Source organism: Citrobacter sp. wls613 (assembly GCF_005281195.1).
In the GTDB taxonomy this organism is placed as follows: domain Bacteria; phylum Pseudomonadota; class Gammaproteobacteria; order Enterobacterales; family Enterobacteriaceae; genus Citrobacter; species Citrobacter gillenii.
Map to the genome: position 1 here is coordinate 280433 of NZ_SZXN01000080.1, position 17222 is coordinate 297654.

The following is a 17222-nucleotide window of genomic DNA, read 5'->3' on the forward strand; positions in this document are numbered from 1 at the left end:
CAATATTTTTTTATCAAAAGTCGGTCTTGATAGAGAGTTTTCATCAAAATGTGTGAATAATTCAAGAAATGGTGTTTTGCTCTTTTCATCGGGCATATTTGTACAGGTATAGTATCGCGAATAGCGTATTGAAAACGGTGCGGGAAGGAGTAGGTATAGAATGTTTGGCTATCGCAGTAACGTGCCAAAAGTGCGCTTAACCACGGACCGCCTGGTCGTGCGTTTAGTGCATGAGCGTGATGCCTGGCGTCTGGCAGATTATTACGCAGAGAATCGTCATTTCTTAAAGCCCTGGGAGCCTATTCGCGATGAAAGCCACTGCTATCCCTCTGGCTGGCAGGCGCGTCTGAGTATGATCACCGAGTTTCATAAACAAGGCTCTGCCTATTACTTTGCGCTGCTCGACCCGGAAGAGAAAGAGATTATCGGTGTTGCAAATTTCTCCAACGTTGTGCGTGGATCGTTTCATGCCTGCTATCTCGGCTATTCCATTGCGCAAAAGTGGCAAGGGCAGGGATTGATGTACGAGGCATTGGTTGCAGCCATTCGCTATATGCAGCGTACGCAGCATATTCATCGCATTATGGCGAACTATATGCCACACAATAAACGTAGCGGCGATTTGCTGGCGCGGCTTGGATTTGAAAAAGAAGGTTATGCCAAAGACTATCTGCTGATAGATGGGCAGTGGCGCGATCATGTGCTGACGGCGTTAACAACATCAGAATGGACCCCCGGTCGCTAAGTTTCAGCTGTATTGGCTGATGAATGGAGAAGACGATGAAATATGAATTAACCGCTACCGAAGCACGCGTGATTGGCTGTTTGCTGGAAAAACAGGTGACTACGCCGGAACAATATCCGCTCTCCGTGAATGGTGTCGTGACCGCCTGTAACCAAAAAACCAATCGTGAACCGGTGATGAATCTGTCGGAATCGGAGGTGCAGGATCAGCTCGATAATCTGGTGAAACGCCATTTCTTGCGTACGGTGAGCGGATTCGGCAATCGTGTGACCAAGTACGAACAGCGCTTCTGCAATTCAGAGTTTGGTAACCTTAAGCTCAGCGCCGGTGAGGTGGCCTTGATCACCACGCTGTTACTGCGCGGTGCGCAGACGCCGGGCGAACTGCGTAGTCGCGCATCCCGCATGTATGAATTCAGTGATGTGGCGGAAGTGGAGTCAACGCTGGAACAGCTGGCCACCCGCGAAGATGGTCCTTACGTGGTCCGTCTGGCGCGTGAACCGGGAAAACGCGAAAGCCGCTATATGCATCTGTTCTGTGGCGACGTCGATCTGACGATGGTGACAACCGCCGATGAGCCTCAGGCGGCATCCAGCGATTTGCAGGCGCGCGTTGAGGTGCTGGAAAGCGAAGTCGCTGAGTTAAAACAGCGGCTCGAATCCTTGCTGGCGCATCTGGGAGAGTAACGTGAAAAAACTTCGTATCGGTGTCGTCGGGTTGGGCGGCATCGCGCAAAAGGCCTGGCTACCCGTGTTGGGCGCCGCTGCGGACTGGACGTTACAGGGGGCCTGGTCACCTTCGCGTGAGAAAGCAGAACGGATTTGTGCAGCCTGGCGCATGCCGTATGTTGATTCATTACAAAACCTGGCGGCAACCTGTGATGCGGTTTTCGTACACTCCAGTACTGCGACGCACCATGCGGTAGTCAGCGAATTGCTTCATGCCGGGGTCCACGTTTGCGTGGATAAACCGCTGGCGGAAAACCTGCGTGATGCGGAACAACTGCTGGAGCTGGCGGCGCGAAAAAAACTGACGTTGATGGTCGGATTTAACCGCCGGTTTGCGCCGCTGTATCGCAAGTTAAAGTCGCAGTTAAGCCAGCCAGCCTCCATCCGCATGGATAAGCATCGCAGCGATAGCGTCGGGCCACACGATCTGCGTTTTACGCTGCTGGATGACTATCTGCATGTGGTGGACACCGCGCTGTGGCTGGCAGGGGGAAAGGCACAGCTAAATAGCGGCACGCTGTTAACCAACGAGTCCGGAGCAATGCTGTATGCAGAACACCATTTCTGCGTCGACCGGCTGCAGATAACGACCAGTATGCATCGCCGTGCGGGCAGTCAGCGCGAGAGCGTGCAGGCGGTTATCGACGGTGGGTTAATTGATGTCACGGATATGCGTGAATGGCGTGAGGAGCGCGGACACGGTGTCGTTCAGCAACCGATACCCGGCTGGCAAACGACGCTGGAGCAGCGAGGCTTTACCGGATGTGCGCGCCATTTTATTGAATGCGTGCAAAATCAGACAGTTCCTGAGACAGCGGGTGAGCAGGCTATTCTGGCGCAGCGCGTGGTGGAAAAGCTGTGGCGGGATGCGATGGACGAATAACCCCCTGTAACATCTGGCGGTAGTAATTCAGCATAATCCAGGTACTATACCCAAAATAATTCGAGTTGCAGGCAGGCGGCAAGGGAGTGAATCCCGTTAGCTTACTCAGGTAAGTGATTCGGGTGAGCGAGCGCAGCCAACGCACATGCAGCTTGAAGTATGACGGGTATATATGCCCACTCAAAATAACACCTCTTTTCAACCATAGGCTGGCTTGTAGGCCTGATAAGACGCTGCGGCGTCGCCATCAGGCACAGTGACATTGCCGGATGGCGATGTTGGTTATACGGGGTTTTGCCTCAGAGTCTGGAATACAACATAGATGAATTTATTAAAGTCACTGGCAGCCGTCAGCTCAATGACGATGTTCTCACGCGTGCTGGGTTTTGCGCGTGATGCGATCGTCGCCAGAATCTTTGGTGCAGGGATGGCGACCGATGCCTTTTTTGTGGCATTCAAACTTCCTAACCTGCTGCGTCGAATTTTTGCTGAAGGCGCATTTTCTCAGGCATTTGTCCCTATTCTGGCTGAATACAAAAGTAAGCAGGGCGAAGACGCCACCCGCGTGTTTGTTTCCTACGTGTCTGGCTTGCTGACGCTGGCGTTGGCCGTTGTGACGGTTGCCGGGATGCTTGCCGCGCCGTGGGTGATCATGGTCACCGCGCCAGGCTTTGCCGATACTGCTGACAAATTTACGCTGACTACCCAGCTGTTGCAGATAACCTTTCCTTATATTCTGTTGATTTCGCTGGCCTCGTTGGCGGGTGCGATTCTGAATACCTGGAACCGTTTCTCTATTCCGGCGTTTGCGCCGACGTTTCTCAACATCAGCATGATCGGTTTTGCGCTGTTTGCCGCTCCGTATTTTAATCCGCCGGTGCTGGCGCTGGCGTGGGCCGTGACCGTCGGTGGTGTGCTGCAACTGGTATATCAACTTCCGCACTTGAAGAAAATTGGCATGCTGGTGCTGCCGCGCGTGAATTTTCGTGATGCGGGCGCGATGCGCGTAGTGAAGCAGATGGGGCCGGCGATCCTCGGCGTTTCCGTCAGCCAGATTTCCCTGATTATCAACACGATTTTCGCGTCATTTCTGGCTTCAGGTTCGGTTTCCTGGATGTACTACGCTGACCGTTTGATGGAGTTCCCGTCAGGTGTTCTGGGCGTCGCGCTGGGCACTATTCTGCTGCCCTCGCTGTCAAAAAATTTTTCCAGCGGTAACCATGATGAATATTGTCGCCTGATGGACTGGGGTTTACGTCTGTGTTTCCTGCTTGCTTTGCCCAGTGCGGTGGCATTGGGGATCCTGGCAAAGCCGCTGACGGTTTCATTGTTCCAGTACGGTAAGTTTACCGCTTTTGATGCGTCCATGACCCAGCGCGCGCTGGTAGCGTATTCGGTCGGTCTGATTGGCCTGATCGTGGTGAAAGTATTGGCCCCCGGATTTTATTCCCGTCAGGACATTAAAACGCCGGTGAAAATTGCCATCGTGACGCTGATTATGACCCAGGTGATGAACCTGGCGTTTATCGGTCCGTTGAAACATGCCGGGCTGTCGCTGTCGATCGGTCTGGCGGCCTGTCTGAACGCCTCGCTGCTGTACTGGCAGTTGCGTAAACAGAAAATATTCACGCCACAGCCGGGTTGGGCCTGGTTCCTGGCGCGTCTGGTGATCTCTGTGCTGGTGATGTCTGCGGCGCTGGTGGGGATGCTGTACATTATGCCGGAGTGGTCTCAGGGGACGATGCTGTGGCGTCTGCTGCGCTTAATGGCGGTGGTGTTGGTCGGCATTACTGCTTACTTTGCCGCGCTGGCCGTGCTGGGCTTTAAAGTGAAAGAGTTTGTGCGCCGAACGGCATAATGAACATACTGCCGGATGAGGGGAGCACCTTATCCGGCCTGCAAAACACGCAGGCCTGAAAGCTACGAGCCGTCAGGCATTCGTCAAATTGAGAACTTCTTTCCGCCGCGATGGGCTGAAGATGTTTGGCCGTTAGCGCCATAAAGCGTGGGTTCCTGATGCGGTTTAAGCACCTCGAGCGCCTGTTGATTGCGCTCGATTTGTCCTTCCAACAGCCAACCATTATGCTGGTTGAGATCGCGTAAATGCTGCGTTTTAGTGGTAATCGTCTGCCAGCGTTGGGCAATATCATCATTAGCGCTGCGCGTCGCGTCGTGCTCAAGACGTCGCTGCTGCTCCAGGTAATCCAGGGTTGCCAGCAAAGAACTTTTTTCTTCTGTAATACGCTGTAGCTGGCTACCGTGAATGTGGCCTGCGGAAAGTTGCTGCTGCTCAGCATCCATCACCGTTTTCAGGTCATTCAGGACAGTCGTCATCTGATCAAGTATTTCTGACAAACGCGTCATACTTTATTTACTCTGTAAGTAGCTCTGCGCCTCGCGGATCAGCGAGTCGGCAATTTTTCCGGTATCCATTTTCAACTCACCGTTACGGATGGCGGTTTTCAGTGCTTCAACGCGCTCCATATTGATGTCGTTGGTGCCGGGTTGCATCAGCTTTGCCTGCGCGTCGCTCAACATGACGCTAGTGCTGTTGGTCGTGGACGTTTTTTCCTTACGCGTTTTTTGGACCAACGTGTCGCTGGCTTCGCGCGGTTGGACAGTACTAACTGGCTTCAATGGTGAGGTACGATCAATACTCATTTTTTTTATCCTCATCGAGGGGTTACGCTATAGCGGCCCGCTTTAATCATTGGTTGATTATCTATCGGCATCCGCAAAAAAATCTTTAACCTATTATAGGTTAATAAGAATATTCCCATCAGAATCGACGACGCCGCTGACGATCTGGCCTGAAAGCATCCGTACCCTGGCGTTCTGGGCAACCGCCGCATTATTCAGTGCCTTACCTTCCGCATTCACGCGAAAACCGTCCCCATTGGCGATAACCAACACGCGCTGACCCGCTTTTATCCGCCATGCTTGACGCAGCATGGTGAGCTGGATCGGCTGGCCAGCGACCACATCACGCAGACTCACCGCTTCCTGCACCTGGTTAATGTCCAGCACGGTACGTGGCGGCAGTTGGTCCAGACGACCGCGTTTTAGCGTTACGCTGGCTGAGTTAAGCGCGCTTCCCCGGGCTATGGGGGCAGCGGCAACCACGTAGTCGCCCGTGGCCTGCACGTTCACCTGTAGGTAACGTTTTTCATTGCCGCATCTCGCCAGCACATTCACATTGCCCCATAACTTCGCGCTACCGGCCACGCTGAGTGCCGGTTGCTCACAGGCAGGCAGTAGGTTGGGTGGGGTCCGGAGGGTAACGACCACCTCGTCACTGAACCCTGCCAGTCGCTCGGAAAACCACGCCGTAAGCTGCGAATTCAGGTCTTGCGCCAGCGTCAGGGGGCTGAACAGCAGTGCGACCACCGCTATTCCGCGTTTGAACGTTTGCATCAATACCTCTCGCTTTTTCAGGCTGTGGCTGGATTTTACCTGTGTGACGCCGCCATCAACGCAACAAATAGCGACGCATTTTGCGCTTATTCCAGCGATAACGCGCGCGTAATGGGATTTAAGCTGTCGGCTGAATTTTGTCATTTGCGGAGGAGATATGCTCGATAAGCTCGACGCCGCCTTACGTTTTCAACAGGAAGCGCTGAATCTGCGCGCCCAACGCCAGGAAGTATTAGCGGCCAACATTGCCAACGCCGACACGCCGGGGTATCAGGCGCGCGACCTGGATTTCGCCAGTGAATTAAAAAAAGTCATGGTGCGTGGACGGGAAGAAACCGGCGGTGTCTCGTTGACGCTGACCTCTGCACAACATATTCCGGCCCAGACACTTTCTGCACCTTCGACGGAGTTGCTTTATCGCATTCCGGACCAACCGTCGCTGGATGGCAATACGGTGGATATGGACCGCGAGCGTACGCAGTTTGCCGATAACAGTCTGAAGTATCAGATGGGGCTCACCGCATTGGGTGGACAAATCAAGGGCATGATGACCGTGCTGCAAGGAGGGAACTAATTCGTGGCGTTGTTAAATATTTTTGATATCGCAGGTTCGGCGCTGACCGCGCAATCCCAGCGTCTGAACGTGGCAGCGAGCAATATGGCGAATGCGGACAGCGTGACGGGACCTGACGGTCAACCGTATCGCGCGAAGCAGGTTGTTTTTCAGGTTAACGCCGCGCCGGGTGCGGCTACCGGTGGCGTAAAAGTCGCTGATGTGATTGAGAGCCAGGCGCCGGACAAGCTGGTTTATGAACCGGGTAATCCGCTGGCCGATGCGAACGGTTACGTCAAAATGCCCAATGTGGATGTGGTCGGAGAGATGGTCAACACCATGTCAGCCTCACGCAGCTATCAGGCAAACGTCGAAGTGCTCAATACCGTAAAAAGTTTGATGCTTAAAACGCTGACGCTAGGCCAGTAAAGGAGCCGCACATGTCAATTTCGGTAAAAATGAATGACCCGAGCAGCACGGGCGTGAATGCAGCCAGTAACAACAGTTCACTGACGGGCAGCAATGCCGCCGATCTGCAAAGCAGCTTTCTGACGCTGTTAGTCGCGCAGCTAAAAAACCAGGATCCGACCAACCCCCTGCAAAACAACGAACTCACCACCCAGCTGGCGCAAATCAGTACCGTCAGCGGGATTGAGAAGCTGAATACTACGCTGGGGTCGATTTCTGGACAGATAGACAACAGTCAGTCGCTGCAGGCCAGTACCTTGATTGGTCATGGCGTGATGATTCCAGGTACCACGATCCTGACCGGGAAAGGGACGGAAGAGGGGGCGACCACCACCACGACACCGTTTGGCGTTGAGCTGCAGCAGCCAGCCGATAAGGTCACTGCCACCATTACCGATAAAGACGGCAAGGTCGTGCGCACGATCGATATTGGTGAGCTGAAGGCGGGGGTTCACACCTTCACCTGGGACGGCACCATGACGGATGGCACGGCGGCCCCGAGCGGTTCCTACAACGTGGCGATATCCGCCAGCAATGGGGGGACGCAGCTTGTGGCGCAGCCACTTCAGTTTGCGTTGGTGCAGGGGGTTATTCGCAGCAACGGCGGTAACACGCTGGACCTCGGCACCTATGGAACCACCACCCTCGACGAAGTACGGCAGATCATCTAAGCCTTCACACTTATCAGGAGTAAGTCATGGCCTTTTCTCAAGCGGTCAGCGGTCTGAACGCTGCAGCGACCAACCTCGATGTCATCGGTAACAACATCGCCAACTCCGCGACCTACGGGTTTAAATCCGGTACCGCTTCCTTTGCGGATATGTTTGCCGGTTCTAAAGTGGGCCTGGGCGTTAAAGTTGCGGGTATTACCCAGGACTTTACCGATGGCACTACTACCAACACCGGCCGTGGGCTGGACGTTGCCATTAGCCAGAACGGTTTCTTCCGTATGGTCGACAGCAATGGGTCTGTTTTCTTCAGCCGAAACGGTCAGTTCAAGCTCGATGAAAACCGTAATATCGTCAACATGCAGGGGCTGCAGTTGACGGGCTATCCGGCCACCGGCACACCGCCGACGGTACAGCAGGGCGCAAACCCGGCACCGATCACGATTCCGAATACGCTGATGGCGGCGAAATCCACGACCACCGCGTCTATGCAGATCAACCTGAACTCCACTGACAAGATTCCGGCGAATAAACCTTTTAGCGCAAGTGATGCGGACTCGTACAACAAAAAAGGCACCGTGACCGTATTTGATAGTCAGGGTAATGCCCATGACATGAATGTTTTTTATGTCAAAACGACGGATAACAAATGGGATGTTTACACCCAGGATGCCAGCGTGGCGGGTTCTCCCGCGACTAAAAATGCGGTGATGAACTTCAGCGCTAATGGCACGCTGGCCTCGGTGAATAACTATATTCCTGGGACCGTTCCGGTTGATCCGTTAAATCCTACAGGGCCAAAAATCCCTGTGGAAGGCCCCGCCAACGCCCAGCCGCAAATTCAGATAACCACCGGTGCTATCAATGGCGCGGTCCCTGCGGGTTTCTCTCTGAGTTTCCTCAATTCCATGCAGCAGAATACCGGCGCCAATAACATCGTTGCGACGAATCAGAACGGCTACAAACCGGGCGATCTGGTGAGCTACCAGATTAACGATGACGGCACGGTGGTGGGTAACTACTCCAACGAACAGAAGCAACTTCTGGGACAGATCGTGCTGGCTAACTTTGCCAACAACGAAGGTCTGGCTTCTCAGGGCGATAACGTCTGGGCCGCGACACAGTCTTCTGGCGTCGCGCTGCTGGGCACCGCGGGCACCGGTAACTTCGGCAAGCTGACGAACGGCGCGCTGGAAGCATCGAACGTGGATTTGAGTAAAGAACTGGTGAACATGATCGTCGCCCAGCGTAACTATCAGTCGAACGCGCAGACCATCAAAACCCAGGATCAGATCCTCAACACGCTGGTCAACCTGCGCTAAGCGCTTGACGGGATGGCTTAATGGATCACGCAATTTATACCGCCATGGGCGCGGCCAGTCAGACGCTGAACCAACAGGCGGTGACGGCCAGCAACCTGGCAAACGCCTCAACGCCGGGTTTCCGCGCGCAGCTTAATGCGCTACGTGCGGTACCGGTTGAAGGGCTCTCTTTACCGACGCGTACGCTGGTGGTGGCCTCAACGCCAGGGGCTGATATGACGCCAGGTCAGATGGACTACACCTCCCGCCCGCTGGACGTTGCGCTGCAACAGGACGGCTGGCTGGCGGTGCAGACCGCTAACGGCAGTGAAGGGTACACCCGTAATGGCGCAATTCAGGTAAGCCCCACCGGTGAACTGACCATTCAGGGACACCCGGTGATTGGCGAAGCCGGGCCAATAGCGGTACCGGAAGGTTCAGAAATCACCATTGCTGCTGACGGGACGATTTCTGCGCTGAACCCAGGCGATCCGGCGAATACCGTGGCGCCTGTCGGGCGTCTGAAGCTGGTGAAGGCGACGGGAAGTGAAGTGCAGCGTGGTGATGACGGTATGTTCCGTCTGAGCGCGGCGGCACAGGCGACCCGTGGTCCGACGCTTCCGGCCGATCCCAGCATCCGCGTGATGTCGGGCGTGCTGGAGGGCAGTAACGTCAAACCGGTTGCCGCGATGAGCGACATGATCGCCAGCGCCCGTCGCTTCGAAATGCAGATGAAGATTATCAGTAGCGTGGATGATAACGCGGGTCGCGCCAACCAACTGCTGTCGATGAGTTAATACAGGACATTTTATGATCAGTTCATTATGGATCGCCAAAACCGGCCTGGATGCACAGCAAACCAACATGGATGTGATTGCCAACAACCTGGCAAACGTCAGCACCAATGGTTTCAAGCGTCAGCGTGCGGTGTTTGAAGATCTGTTGTACCAGACGATTCGTCAACCGGGCGCGCAGTCTTCTGAACAGACCGTACTGCCTTCGGGTTTGCAAATCGGTACCGGTGTGCGTCCGGTGGCGACCGAGCGTTTACACAGTCAGGGCAACCTGTCACAGACCAATAACAGCAAAGATGTGGCGATTAAAGGCCAGGGCTTTTTCCAGGTCATGTTGCCGGATGGTACTTCTGCTTATACGCGTGACGGCTCTTTCCAGGTGGATCAGAACGGCCAACTGGTGACGGCAGGCGGTTTTCAGGTTCAGCCAGCGATCACCATTCCAGCGAACTCGCTCAGCATCACTATCGGGCGTGATGGCATCGTCAGCGTAACCCAGCAAGGACAGGCGGCGCCGGTACAGGTAGGCCAGCTCAACCTGACCACCTTTATGAACGATACCGGCCTGGAAAGCATTGGTGAGAACCTGTACACCGAGACGCAATCTTCAGGTGCGCCGAACGAGAGCACGCCAGGGCTTAACGGTGCGGGTCTGCTGTATCAGGGCTATGTTGAAACCTCTAACGTCAATGTGGCGGAAGAGCTGGTGAATATGATCCAGGTTCAACGTGCTTACGAAATCAACAGCAAAGCGGTGTCGACTACCGATCAGATGCTGCAAAAACTGACGCAACTCTAACGTGTTGTCCGGTGGGGTGAAAACCTCACCGGCACACTGATGTAGAAGATGAAGGCAATGCGAAAAAACGCGCTTCACCCATATCCGATTACGGCCCTGCTGGTGGTGTCACTGACAGGATGTGCCTGGATCCCGGCCACGCCGCTGGTTCAGGGGGCGACCTCTGCCCAGCCGATACCTGGCCCAACGCCGGTGGCGAATGGATCAATTTTTCAGTCTGCGCAGCCAGTTAACTATGGCTACCAGCCGCTATTTGAAGACCGCCGTCCGCGCAATGTTGGCGATACGCTAACTATCGTATTGCAGGAAAACGTCAGTGCGAGCAAAAGCTCTTCTGCTAACGCCAGCCGTGATGGCAAAACAAACTTTGGTTTCGACACGGTGCCGCGCTACCTGCAGGGACTGTTTGGCAACGAGCGTGCTGACGTAGAAGCGTCCGGTGGGAACTCCTTTAATGGTAAAGGTGGCGCCAATGCCCGTAACACCTTTAGCGGTACGCTGACCGTGACCGTCGATCAGGTTCTGGTCAACGGCAATTTACACGTTGTGGGTGAAAAGCAGATCGCCATAAACCAGGGCACTGAATTTATCCGCTTCTCCGGGGTGGTTAACCCGCGCACCATCAGCGGCAGCAACTCTGTTCCGTCAACCCAGGTGGCGGATGCACGTATTGAGTATGTCGGTAACGGCTATATCAACGAAGCGCAGAATATGGGCTGGTTGCAGCGTTTCTTCCTTAATTTGTCACCGATGTAAGCGAGGCTTTCTGTGTTTAAAACTCTTGTTGCAATGGTCCTGATGCTGGCAACTACATTGGCCCATGCCGATCGTATTCGCGATCTGACCAGCGTTCAGGGTGTGCGTGAAAACTCGCTGATTGGCTACGGGCTGGTGGTAGGACTGGACGGCACGGGTGACCAGACCACCCAGACGCCGTTCACCACCCAAACGCTCAATAACATGCTCTCTCAACTGGGGATCACCGTGCCGACCGGCACCAATATGCAGTTGAAAAACGTGGCGGCGGTGATGGTGACTGCATCCTTTCCGGCGTTTGGACGTCAGGGACAAACCATTGACGTTGTGGTCTCTTCAATGGGTAATGCCAAAAGCCTGCGCGGCGGGACGCTGCTGATGACCCCGATGAAAGGGGTTGATAGCCAGGTGTATGCGCTGGCGCAGGGCAATATTTTAGTCGGCGGCGCCGGTGCTGCGGCGGGCGGCAGTAGCGTTCAGGTGAACCAACTCAATGGTGGGCGGATCACCAACGGGGCCACTATTGAACGCGAACTTCCTAGCCAGTTTGGTGGCGGAAACACCCTCAATCTGCAGCTGAATAATGAAGACTTCACCCTGGCACAGCAGATAACCGACACCATTAACCGTTCGCGTGGGTTTGGCAGCGCCACGGCGCTGGATGCGCGTACGATTCAGGTGCGTGTGCCGAGCGGCAATAGCTCGCAGGTGCGCTTCCTCGCTGATATCCAGAATATAGAAGTGAACGTAACGCCGCAGGATGCGAAGGTGATTATCAACTCCCGTACGGGATCGGTAGTGATGAACCGCGAAGTTACGTTGGACAGTTGCGCGGTCGCGCAGGGCAACTTGTCTATCACGGTGAATCGCCAGGCCAACGTCAGTCAGCCTGATACGCCGTTTGGCGGTGGGCAAACCGTGGTTACCCCGCAAACCCAAATCGATATGCGTCAAAGCGGCGGCTCGTTGCAGAGCGTGCGCTCCAGCGCCAATCTGAACAATGTGGTTCGCGCCCTCAATGCGCTCGGTGCCACGCCAATGGATTTGATGTCAATTCTGCAATCCATGCAAAGTGCGGGTTGTTTACGCGCCAAACTGGAAATTATCTGATGATTGGCGACAGCAAACTGCTGACCAGCGCCGCCTGGGATGCGCAATCGCTGAACGAACTGAAAGCGAAGGCGGGTCAGGATCCGGCGGCAAATATCCGTCCGGTCGCCCGCCAGGTTGAAGGGATGTTTGTCCAGATGATGCTGAAAAGCATGCGTGAAGCGCTGCCAAAAGATGGCGTCTTTAGCAGCGACTCGACGCGCTTGTACACCAGCATGTATGACCAGCAGGTAGCCCAGCAGATGACAGCAGGCAAAGGTCTGGGGCTGGCTGAAATGATGGTTAAGCAGATGACCGAAGGCCAGGGGACGCCTGCGGATGATGCGCCGCAGGTACCGATGAAGTTTTCACTGGAAACGGTGACCAGCTATCAAAACCAGGCACTGACGCAGATGGTGCGTAAAGCGCTACCGAAAGCGGCGGAAGGGAACGATGAACCGCTGTCGGGCGACAGTAAAGACTTCCTTGCTCAGCTATCGCTACCAGCAAAACTGGCGAGTCAACAAAGCGGGGTACCGCATCATCTGATCCTGGCGCAGGCGGCACTGGAATCCGGTTGGGGGCAACGCCAAATCCGCCGTGAGAACGGTGAGCCGAGCTTTAACATTTTCGGCGTGAAGGCTTCGGGGAGCTGGAAAGGGCCGACCACCGAAATCACCACTACCGAATATGAAAACGGTGAGGCGAAAAAAGTGAAAGCCCGATTCCGTGTCTATAGCTCGTACCTTGAGGCGCTGTCGGATTATGTCGGGCTGATATCGCGTAATCCGCGCTACGCCGCGGTAACCGGTGCGGCGACTGCCGAACAGGGTGCGCAGGCCTTGCAGAATGCAGGCTACGCCACCGATCCGCACTATGCGCGTAAATTAACCACCATGATCCTGCAGCTGAAGTCGATGAGCGAGAAAGTGAGTAAAACTTACAGTAGCAATCTCGACAATCTGTTTTAAATAACTCAAGTCTACCCATCCGCTGCCGATAATAACGAGTATTGAAGGATTACAAGGAACCTCCATGTCCAGCTTGATTAACAACGCCATGAGTGGTCTTAGCGCAGCGCAGGCCGCGTTGAACACAGCCAGTAATAACATCTCCAGCTATAACGTGGCAGGGTATACCCGCCAGACGACCATTATGGCGCAAGCAAACAGCACGCTGGGTGCGGGGGGCTGGGTTGGCAATGGCGTCTATGTTTCTGGCGTGCAGCGTGAGTATGATTCATTTATCAGTAATCAGTTACGCGCTGCGCAGAACCAAAGCAGCGGTCTGACAACGCGTTATGAGCAAATGTCGAAAATCGATAACCTGCTCGCCAGCAAGACCAGCTCTATTTCTACCTCGATGCAGGGCTTTTTCACCAGCTTACAAACGTTGGTCAGTAACGCAGAAGACCCGGCGGCGCGTCAGGCATTGATTGGCAAAGCAGACGGCTTAGTCAACCAGTTTAAAACCACCGATCAGTATCTGCGCGATCAGGATAAACAGGTTAATACCGCGATTTCCGCCAGTGTTGACCAGATCAATAACTACTCGAAGCAAATTGCCAGTCTCAACGATCAAATCTCTCGTCTGACCGGCGTCGGCGCGGGCGCTTCACCGAACGATCTGCTGGACCAGCGCGACCAGTTGGTGAGCGAATTAAACAAGATTGTCGGCGTTGAAGTCAGCGTTCAAGACGGCGGCACCTATAACGTCACCATGGCGAATGGCTATTCGCTGGTGCAGGGCAGTAGCGCACGTCAGCTTGCTGCCGTACCGTCCAGTGCCGATACCACCCGCACCACCGTGGCCTATGTCGATGGGGTTGCGGGTAATATTGAAATTCCAGAAAAACTGCTCAATACCGGCTCACTGGGTGGGTTGCTGACGTTTCGTTCTCAGGAACTGGACCAGACGCGTAATACGCTGGGCCAATTGGCACTGGCTTTTGCCGACGCCTTTAACACACAGCATAAAGCCGGTTTTGATACTGATGGTGTTGCGGGTAAGGATTTCTTTGCTATCGGCGATCCGTCGGTGACCAGTAATGCTAAAAACACCGGCAAAGCGGAGTTAACCGCTGAAGTTGATGATAGTTCGAAAGTGCAGGCGACTGACTATAAAGTTGTGTTTAACGGTGGCAAATGGCAAGTCACGCGCCTGGCGGATAATACGACGTTTGAAGCAAAACCGGATGCCAGCGGTAAACTGGATATTGATGGCCTGAAAGTGAAGGTGACGAATAAACCAACCGGAGCTAACGATAATGACAGTTTTATTCTGAAGCCGGTTAGCGACGCTATCGTCAATATGAAAGTGATGGTGACCGACGAGTCAAAAATTGCCATGGCGTCAGAGAAAAAGACCGATCCTGCTGCGGAGACGGGCGCAAGCGACAACCGTAACGGTCAGAAACTGTTGGATCTACAAAATAAGGCCACCGTCGGGAATAAAACCTTCAACGATGCCTATGCCACGCTGGTAAGCGATGTCGGTAACAAAACCGCGACGCTGAAAACCAGCAGCACCACGCAAAACAACGTGGTCACGCAGCTCTCTAATCAGCAGCAGTCCATCTCCGGGGTGAATCTCGACGAAGAGTACGGCAATTTGCAGCGCTATCAGCAGTACTACCTGGCTAACGCCCAGGTGCTGCAAACCGCGAATGCGTTGTTTGATGCACTGATTAATATTCGCTAAGGGAGAGGGAATCAATGCGTATCAGTACCCAGATGATGTACCAGCAGAACATGCGTGGCATCACCAACTCTCAGGCGGAATGGATGAAATTCGGCGAGCAAATGTCGACGGGTAAACGGGTCATTAATCCGTCTGACGATCCGATTGCCGCCTCACAGGCCGTGGTGCTGTCTCAGGCTCAGGCACAAAACAGCCAGTACACGCTGGCGCGCTCTTTCGCCACGCAAAAAGTCTCACTGGAAGAAAACGTGTTGGGACAGGTAACGACGGCTATTCAGAGCGCGCAGGAAAAAATTGTCCATGCTGCTAACGGGACGTTAAGTGATGATGACCGTGCATCGTTGGCAACTGATTTACAGGGGATCCGCGATCAGCTGATGAACCTGGCGAACAGCACCGATGGCAACGGGCGCTATATTTTCGGTGGATATAAAACAGAAAGTGCACCATTTGCCCAGGCTGATGGTACCTATACTGGCGGAACCCAAAACGTGACCCAGCAGGTCGATGCTGCCCGTACCATGGTGATTGGCCATACCGGGGATAAAATATTTGCCGAATTGACCAGTAATGCGGTGCCGGAACCCGCGGGTGGAACCCAGGAAAAGAGCCTGTTCAAAATGCTGGATACCGCTATTGATGCCCTCAAAACGCCGGTTGCTGGGGATGATGTGGCAAAAGATAAAGCGGCAGCCGCTATTGATAAAACCAGCCGTGGCCTGAAGAACTCGCTTAATAACGTCCTGTCTGTGCGTGCTGAATTAGGCACACAACTCAGTGAGTTGAGCTCGCTGGATTCACTGGGTACCGATCGCGCATTAGGGCAAACTCAGCAGATGAGTAACCTGGTGGATGTCGACTGGAACGCAGCGATTTCGTCCTATGTTATGCAGCAGGCTGCGCTGCAGGCATCCTATAAAGCGTTTACCGATATGCAGGGAATGTCGTTGTTCCAGTTAAATCGTTAACGCCTTTTTTTGAAACATATCATGAAACTGGATATGTTTGTCTGCCCGCGCCACTTACACCCCGGCGCGGGCATTTTTTTAGGCCGTTTTTGTCCGACTCACCACAGTGTTATCTGTCAGTCTGATCATCAGAGCAATCGCGCCGCTGACGGTTGCCAACCCGACAACGCCTTGCCAGTTTGCCAGGGCGTAAACTTGGGTGCCGAGAACTGAACCCAGCGCCATGCCAAAGAACACCAGGGTAAACAGCAGGGCGTTCAGGCGGCCCCGCGCCTGAGGCTCAAGGCTATAGACCAGATTCTGGTGAGCTACCAGGCTGGATTGTAGCCCAAGATCAAAGCCGACCGCAGAAAGGGCTATTAGCAGCCACTGTCCCTCAACCGGCAGGGCGGGCAGTAAAAACATCAGCGCGAAAGAAAGCGTCACTAATAATGCCCCCAGTTGCGTGACCTTTTCGCCGCCAACTCTGTCAGCAAGATGTCCAGCTAGCGGTGCGGCAAGCGCACCTGCTGCTCCTGCAATACCAAAACCCCCGGCTACTGCGCTGCCCATGTGATAATGCTCGGATAACATCACCGCCAGTGTTGACCAGAAGGCACTGAAGGCAATTGACAGGAATCCCTGTGCCAACGCCGCCCGGCGCAGTACAGGATACCGTTGCCAGAGTTTGGCCATTGAGAGCATTAACGACGGATAGCTCAGCGTGGAATTGGCCGCAAAGTGAGGCAGCATTTTCCACATCACCACAGTAATAATGGCAATACTGATGGCGGCGAGTTGATACATCTCGCGCCAGCCAAACGCTTCGCCCACCAGACCACTGACGGTGCGGGAGAGCAAAATGCCCAGCAACAGGCCGGTCATCACCGTACCGACCGTTTTTCCCTGTTTCCCCGCGGGGGCGAGTATAGCTGCTGCGGGAACGATGTCCTGCGCCATGGTTGCCGCCATTCCCATCAGCAAGCTAATCAACAGCAGTGAATGCAGTTGCCCGCTAAAGCTGCAGGCCAGAAGCAGCACGGCAAGTGAGATGCTTTTCAGCAAGATTAAAGTCCGGCGGTCATAGCGGTCGCCAAGCGGCAAGAGAAACAAAATCCCCAGCGCGTACCCGGCCTGGGTAAGCGTCGGCACCAGCCCCATACCGGTGAGACTTAAGGTCAGGTCCTGACCGATCAGCGGCAGAAGAGGCTGGGCATAGTAGATAGCCGCCACGCTGAAACCGGCGCCAAGTGCCAGTACAAAGATGACCCAACGGGAAAGTGCGGTAGATGTGTTCACAAATGATTCCTCAATCACAGGATGTACGGCTATTTTTATCTTTCGCTCATTGGCACGGTAGCGGGCGTGGTGGTAAAA

19 protein-coding genes are annotated in these 17222 nt (G+C 54.4%); 15 read left to right on the forward strand and 4 right to left on the reverse strand.

Annotation, left to right across the window (positions count from 1 at the left end; translation table 11 throughout):
* Positions 1–160: 160 nt before the first annotated feature.
* The 4 genes from rimJ to murJ all read left to right on the forward strand — a co-directional run bounded on the left by rimJ (position 161) and on the right by murJ (position 4214).
* Entirely contained in the window at positions 161–745 is a 585-nt protein-coding gene (gene rimJ, locus FDX01_RS20320; protein ID WP_115258871.1) for a ribosomal protein S5-alanine N-acetyltransferase, read from the forward strand.
* A gap of 35 nt (positions 746–780) precedes the next feature.
* Positions 781–1431, forward strand: coding sequence for a YceH family protein (locus FDX01_RS20325; RefSeq protein ID WP_096757568.1), 651 nt, complete (start codon positions 781–783; stop codon positions 1429–1431).
* Between the two features lies 1 nt (position 1432).
* Entirely contained in the window at positions 1433–2356 is a 924-nt protein-coding gene (locus tag FDX01_RS20330) for a Gfo/Idh/MocA family oxidoreductase (protein WP_137400362.1), read from the forward strand.
* Positions 2357–2678: 322 nt separating this feature from the next.
* A complete protein-coding gene (gene murJ / locus FDX01_RS20340) occupies positions 2679–4214 on the forward strand; it encodes a murein biosynthesis integral membrane protein MurJ (RefSeq protein WP_137400363.1) in 1536 nt (511 codons plus the stop codon).
* Positions 4215–4297: 83 nt separating this feature from the next.
* On the opposite strand, the gene flgN is transcribed toward murJ, so the two are convergent.
* From flgN to flgA, 3 genes are all read right to left on the reverse strand, one after another.
* The gene (flgN, locus tag FDX01_RS20345) at positions 4298–4720 is read right to left on the reverse strand and encodes a flagella biosynthesis chaperone FlgN (RefSeq protein ID WP_115258870.1); all 423 of its coding nucleotides are present in this window, start codon (positions 4718–4720) and stop codon (positions 4298–4300) included.
* Between the two features lie 3 nt (positions 4721–4723).
* Positions 4724–5017, reverse strand: a complete 294-nt coding sequence (gene flgM, locus FDX01_RS20350) for a flagellar biosynthesis anti-sigma factor FlgM (protein WP_096757564.1) — start codon at positions 5015–5017, stop codon at positions 4724–4726.
* Between the two features lie 93 nt (positions 5018–5110).
* On the reverse strand, positions 5111–5770 hold the full coding sequence (flgA, locus tag FDX01_RS20355; protein WP_137400364.1) for a flagellar basal body P-ring formation chaperone FlgA: 660 nt from the start codon (positions 5768–5770) through the stop codon (positions 5111–5113).
* A gap of 157 nt (positions 5771–5927) precedes the next feature.
* Here flgA and flgB point away from each other — a divergent pair, with 157 nt between their 5' ends.
* From flgB to flgL, 11 genes are all read left to right on the forward strand, one after another.
* Positions 5928–6344 (forward strand): flagellar basal body rod protein FlgB, encoded by a 417-nt coding sequence (gene flgB / locus FDX01_RS20360; protein WP_096757563.1) that lies wholly within the window; start codon positions 5928–5930, stop codon positions 6342–6344.
* A gap of 3 nt (positions 6345–6347) precedes the next feature.
* Positions 6348–6752, forward strand: a complete 405-nt coding sequence (gene flgC / locus FDX01_RS20365; RefSeq protein WP_096757562.1) for a flagellar basal body rod protein FlgC — start codon at positions 6348–6350, stop codon at positions 6750–6752.
* An 11-nt stretch (positions 6753–6763) separates the two neighbouring features.
* Entirely contained in the window at positions 6764–7462 is a 699-nt protein-coding gene (flgD, locus tag FDX01_RS20370; protein WP_115258868.1) for a flagellar hook assembly protein FlgD, read from the forward strand.
* A gap of 26 nt (positions 7463–7488) precedes the next feature.
* The gene (gene flgE / locus FDX01_RS20375) at positions 7489–8781 is read left to right on the forward strand and encodes a flagellar hook protein FlgE (protein WP_115258867.1); all 1293 of its coding nucleotides are present in this window, start codon (positions 7489–7491) and stop codon (positions 8779–8781) included.
* A 20-nt stretch (positions 8782–8801) separates the two neighbouring features.
* Positions 8802–9557 carry a flagellar basal body rod protein FlgF gene (locus FDX01_RS20380; protein ID WP_096757559.1) on the forward strand — a complete coding sequence of 252 codons (756 nt, stop codon included), beginning with the start codon at positions 8802–8804 and terminating at the stop codon, positions 9555–9557.
* Between the two features lie 13 nt (positions 9558–9570).
* Positions 9571–10353, forward strand: a complete 783-nt coding sequence (flgG, locus tag FDX01_RS20385; protein WP_045441663.1) for a flagellar basal-body rod protein FlgG — start codon at positions 9571–9573, stop codon at positions 10351–10353.
* A gap of 57 nt (positions 10354–10410) precedes the next feature.
* Positions 10411–11109, forward strand: coding sequence for a flagellar basal body L-ring protein FlgH (locus tag FDX01_RS20390; RefSeq protein WP_096757558.1), 699 nt, complete (start codon positions 10411–10413; stop codon positions 11107–11109).
* A gap of 12 nt (positions 11110–11121) precedes the next feature.
* Positions 11122–12219: a flagellar basal body P-ring protein FlgI gene (locus FDX01_RS20395; protein ID WP_096757557.1), complete on the forward strand. Its 1098-nt coding sequence runs from the start codon at positions 11122–11124 to the stop codon at positions 12217–12219.
* A complete protein-coding gene (gene flgJ, locus FDX01_RS20400; RefSeq protein WP_137400365.1) occupies positions 12219–13169 on the forward strand; it encodes a flagellar assembly peptidoglycan hydrolase FlgJ in 951 nt (316 codons plus the stop codon). Before FDX01_RS20395 ends, flgJ begins: the two co-directional genes overlap by 1 nt.
* 64 nt (positions 13170–13233) lie before the next feature.
* Positions 13234–14898, forward strand: a complete 1665-nt coding sequence (gene flgK, locus FDX01_RS20405) for a flagellar hook-associated protein FlgK (RefSeq protein WP_137400366.1) — start codon at positions 13234–13236, stop codon at positions 14896–14898.
* Between the two features lie 14 nt (positions 14899–14912).
* Complete coding sequence (flgL, locus tag FDX01_RS20410) at positions 14913–15866, forward strand: flagellar hook-associated protein FlgL (RefSeq protein ID WP_115258863.1); 954 nt, start codon at positions 14913–14915, stop codon at positions 15864–15866.
* 78 nt (positions 15867–15944) lie between these two features.
* Here the strand turns inward: flgL and FDX01_RS20415 are convergent, their stop codons facing one another.
* Positions 15945–17144, reverse strand: a complete 1200-nt coding sequence (locus tag FDX01_RS20415; RefSeq protein WP_137400367.1) for an MFS transporter — start codon at positions 17142–17144, stop codon at positions 15945–15947.
* Between the last annotated feature and the right edge of the window lie 78 nt (positions 17145–17222).

Coding starts and splice junctions, on each gene's coding strand:
- rimJ (WP_115258871.1), top strand. CDS start 161: ATGTTTGGCTATCGCAGTAACGTGCCAAAAGTGCGCTTAACCACGGAC.
- FDX01_RS20325 (WP_096757568.1), top strand. CDS start 781: ATGAAATATGAATTAACCGCTACCGAAGCACGCGTGATTGGCTGTTTG.
- murJ (WP_137400363.1), top strand. CDS start 2,679: ATGAATTTATTAAAGTCACTGGCAGCCGTCAGCTCAATGACGATGTTC.
- flgN (WP_115258870.1), bottom strand. CDS start 4,720: ATGACGCGTTTGTCAGAAATACTTGATCAGATGACGACTGTCCTGAAT.
- flgM (WP_096757564.1), bottom strand. CDS start 5,017: ATGAGTATTGATCGTACCTCACCATTGAAGCCAGTTAGTACTGTCCAA.
- flgA (WP_137400364.1), bottom strand. CDS start 5,770: ATGCAAACGTTCAAACGCGGAATAGCGGTGGTCGCACTGCTGTTCAGC.
- flgB (WP_096757563.1), top strand. CDS start 5,928: ATGCTCGATAAGCTCGACGCCGCCTTACGTTTTCAACAGGAAGCGCTG.
- flgD (WP_115258868.1), top strand. CDS start 6,764: ATGTCAATTTCGGTAAAAATGAATGACCCGAGCAGCACGGGCGTGAAT.
- flgE (WP_115258867.1), top strand. CDS start 7,489: ATGGCCTTTTCTCAAGCGGTCAGCGGTCTGAACGCTGCAGCGACCAAC.
- FDX01_RS20380 (WP_096757559.1), top strand. CDS start 8,802: ATGGATCACGCAATTTATACCGCCATGGGCGCGGCCAGTCAGACGCTG.
- flgG (WP_045441663.1), top strand. CDS start 9,571: ATGATCAGTTCATTATGGATCGCCAAAACCGGCCTGGATGCACAGCAA.
- FDX01_RS20390 (WP_096757558.1), top strand. CDS start 10,411: ATGCGAAAAAACGCGCTTCACCCATATCCGATTACGGCCCTGCTGGTG.
- flgJ (WP_137400365.1), top strand. CDS start 12,219: ATGATTGGCGACAGCAAACTGCTGACCAGCGCCGCCTGGGATGCGCAA.
- flgK (WP_137400366.1), top strand. CDS start 13,234: ATGTCCAGCTTGATTAACAACGCCATGAGTGGTCTTAGCGCAGCGCAG.
- flgL (WP_115258863.1), top strand. CDS start 14,913: ATGCGTATCAGTACCCAGATGATGTACCAGCAGAACATGCGTGGCATC.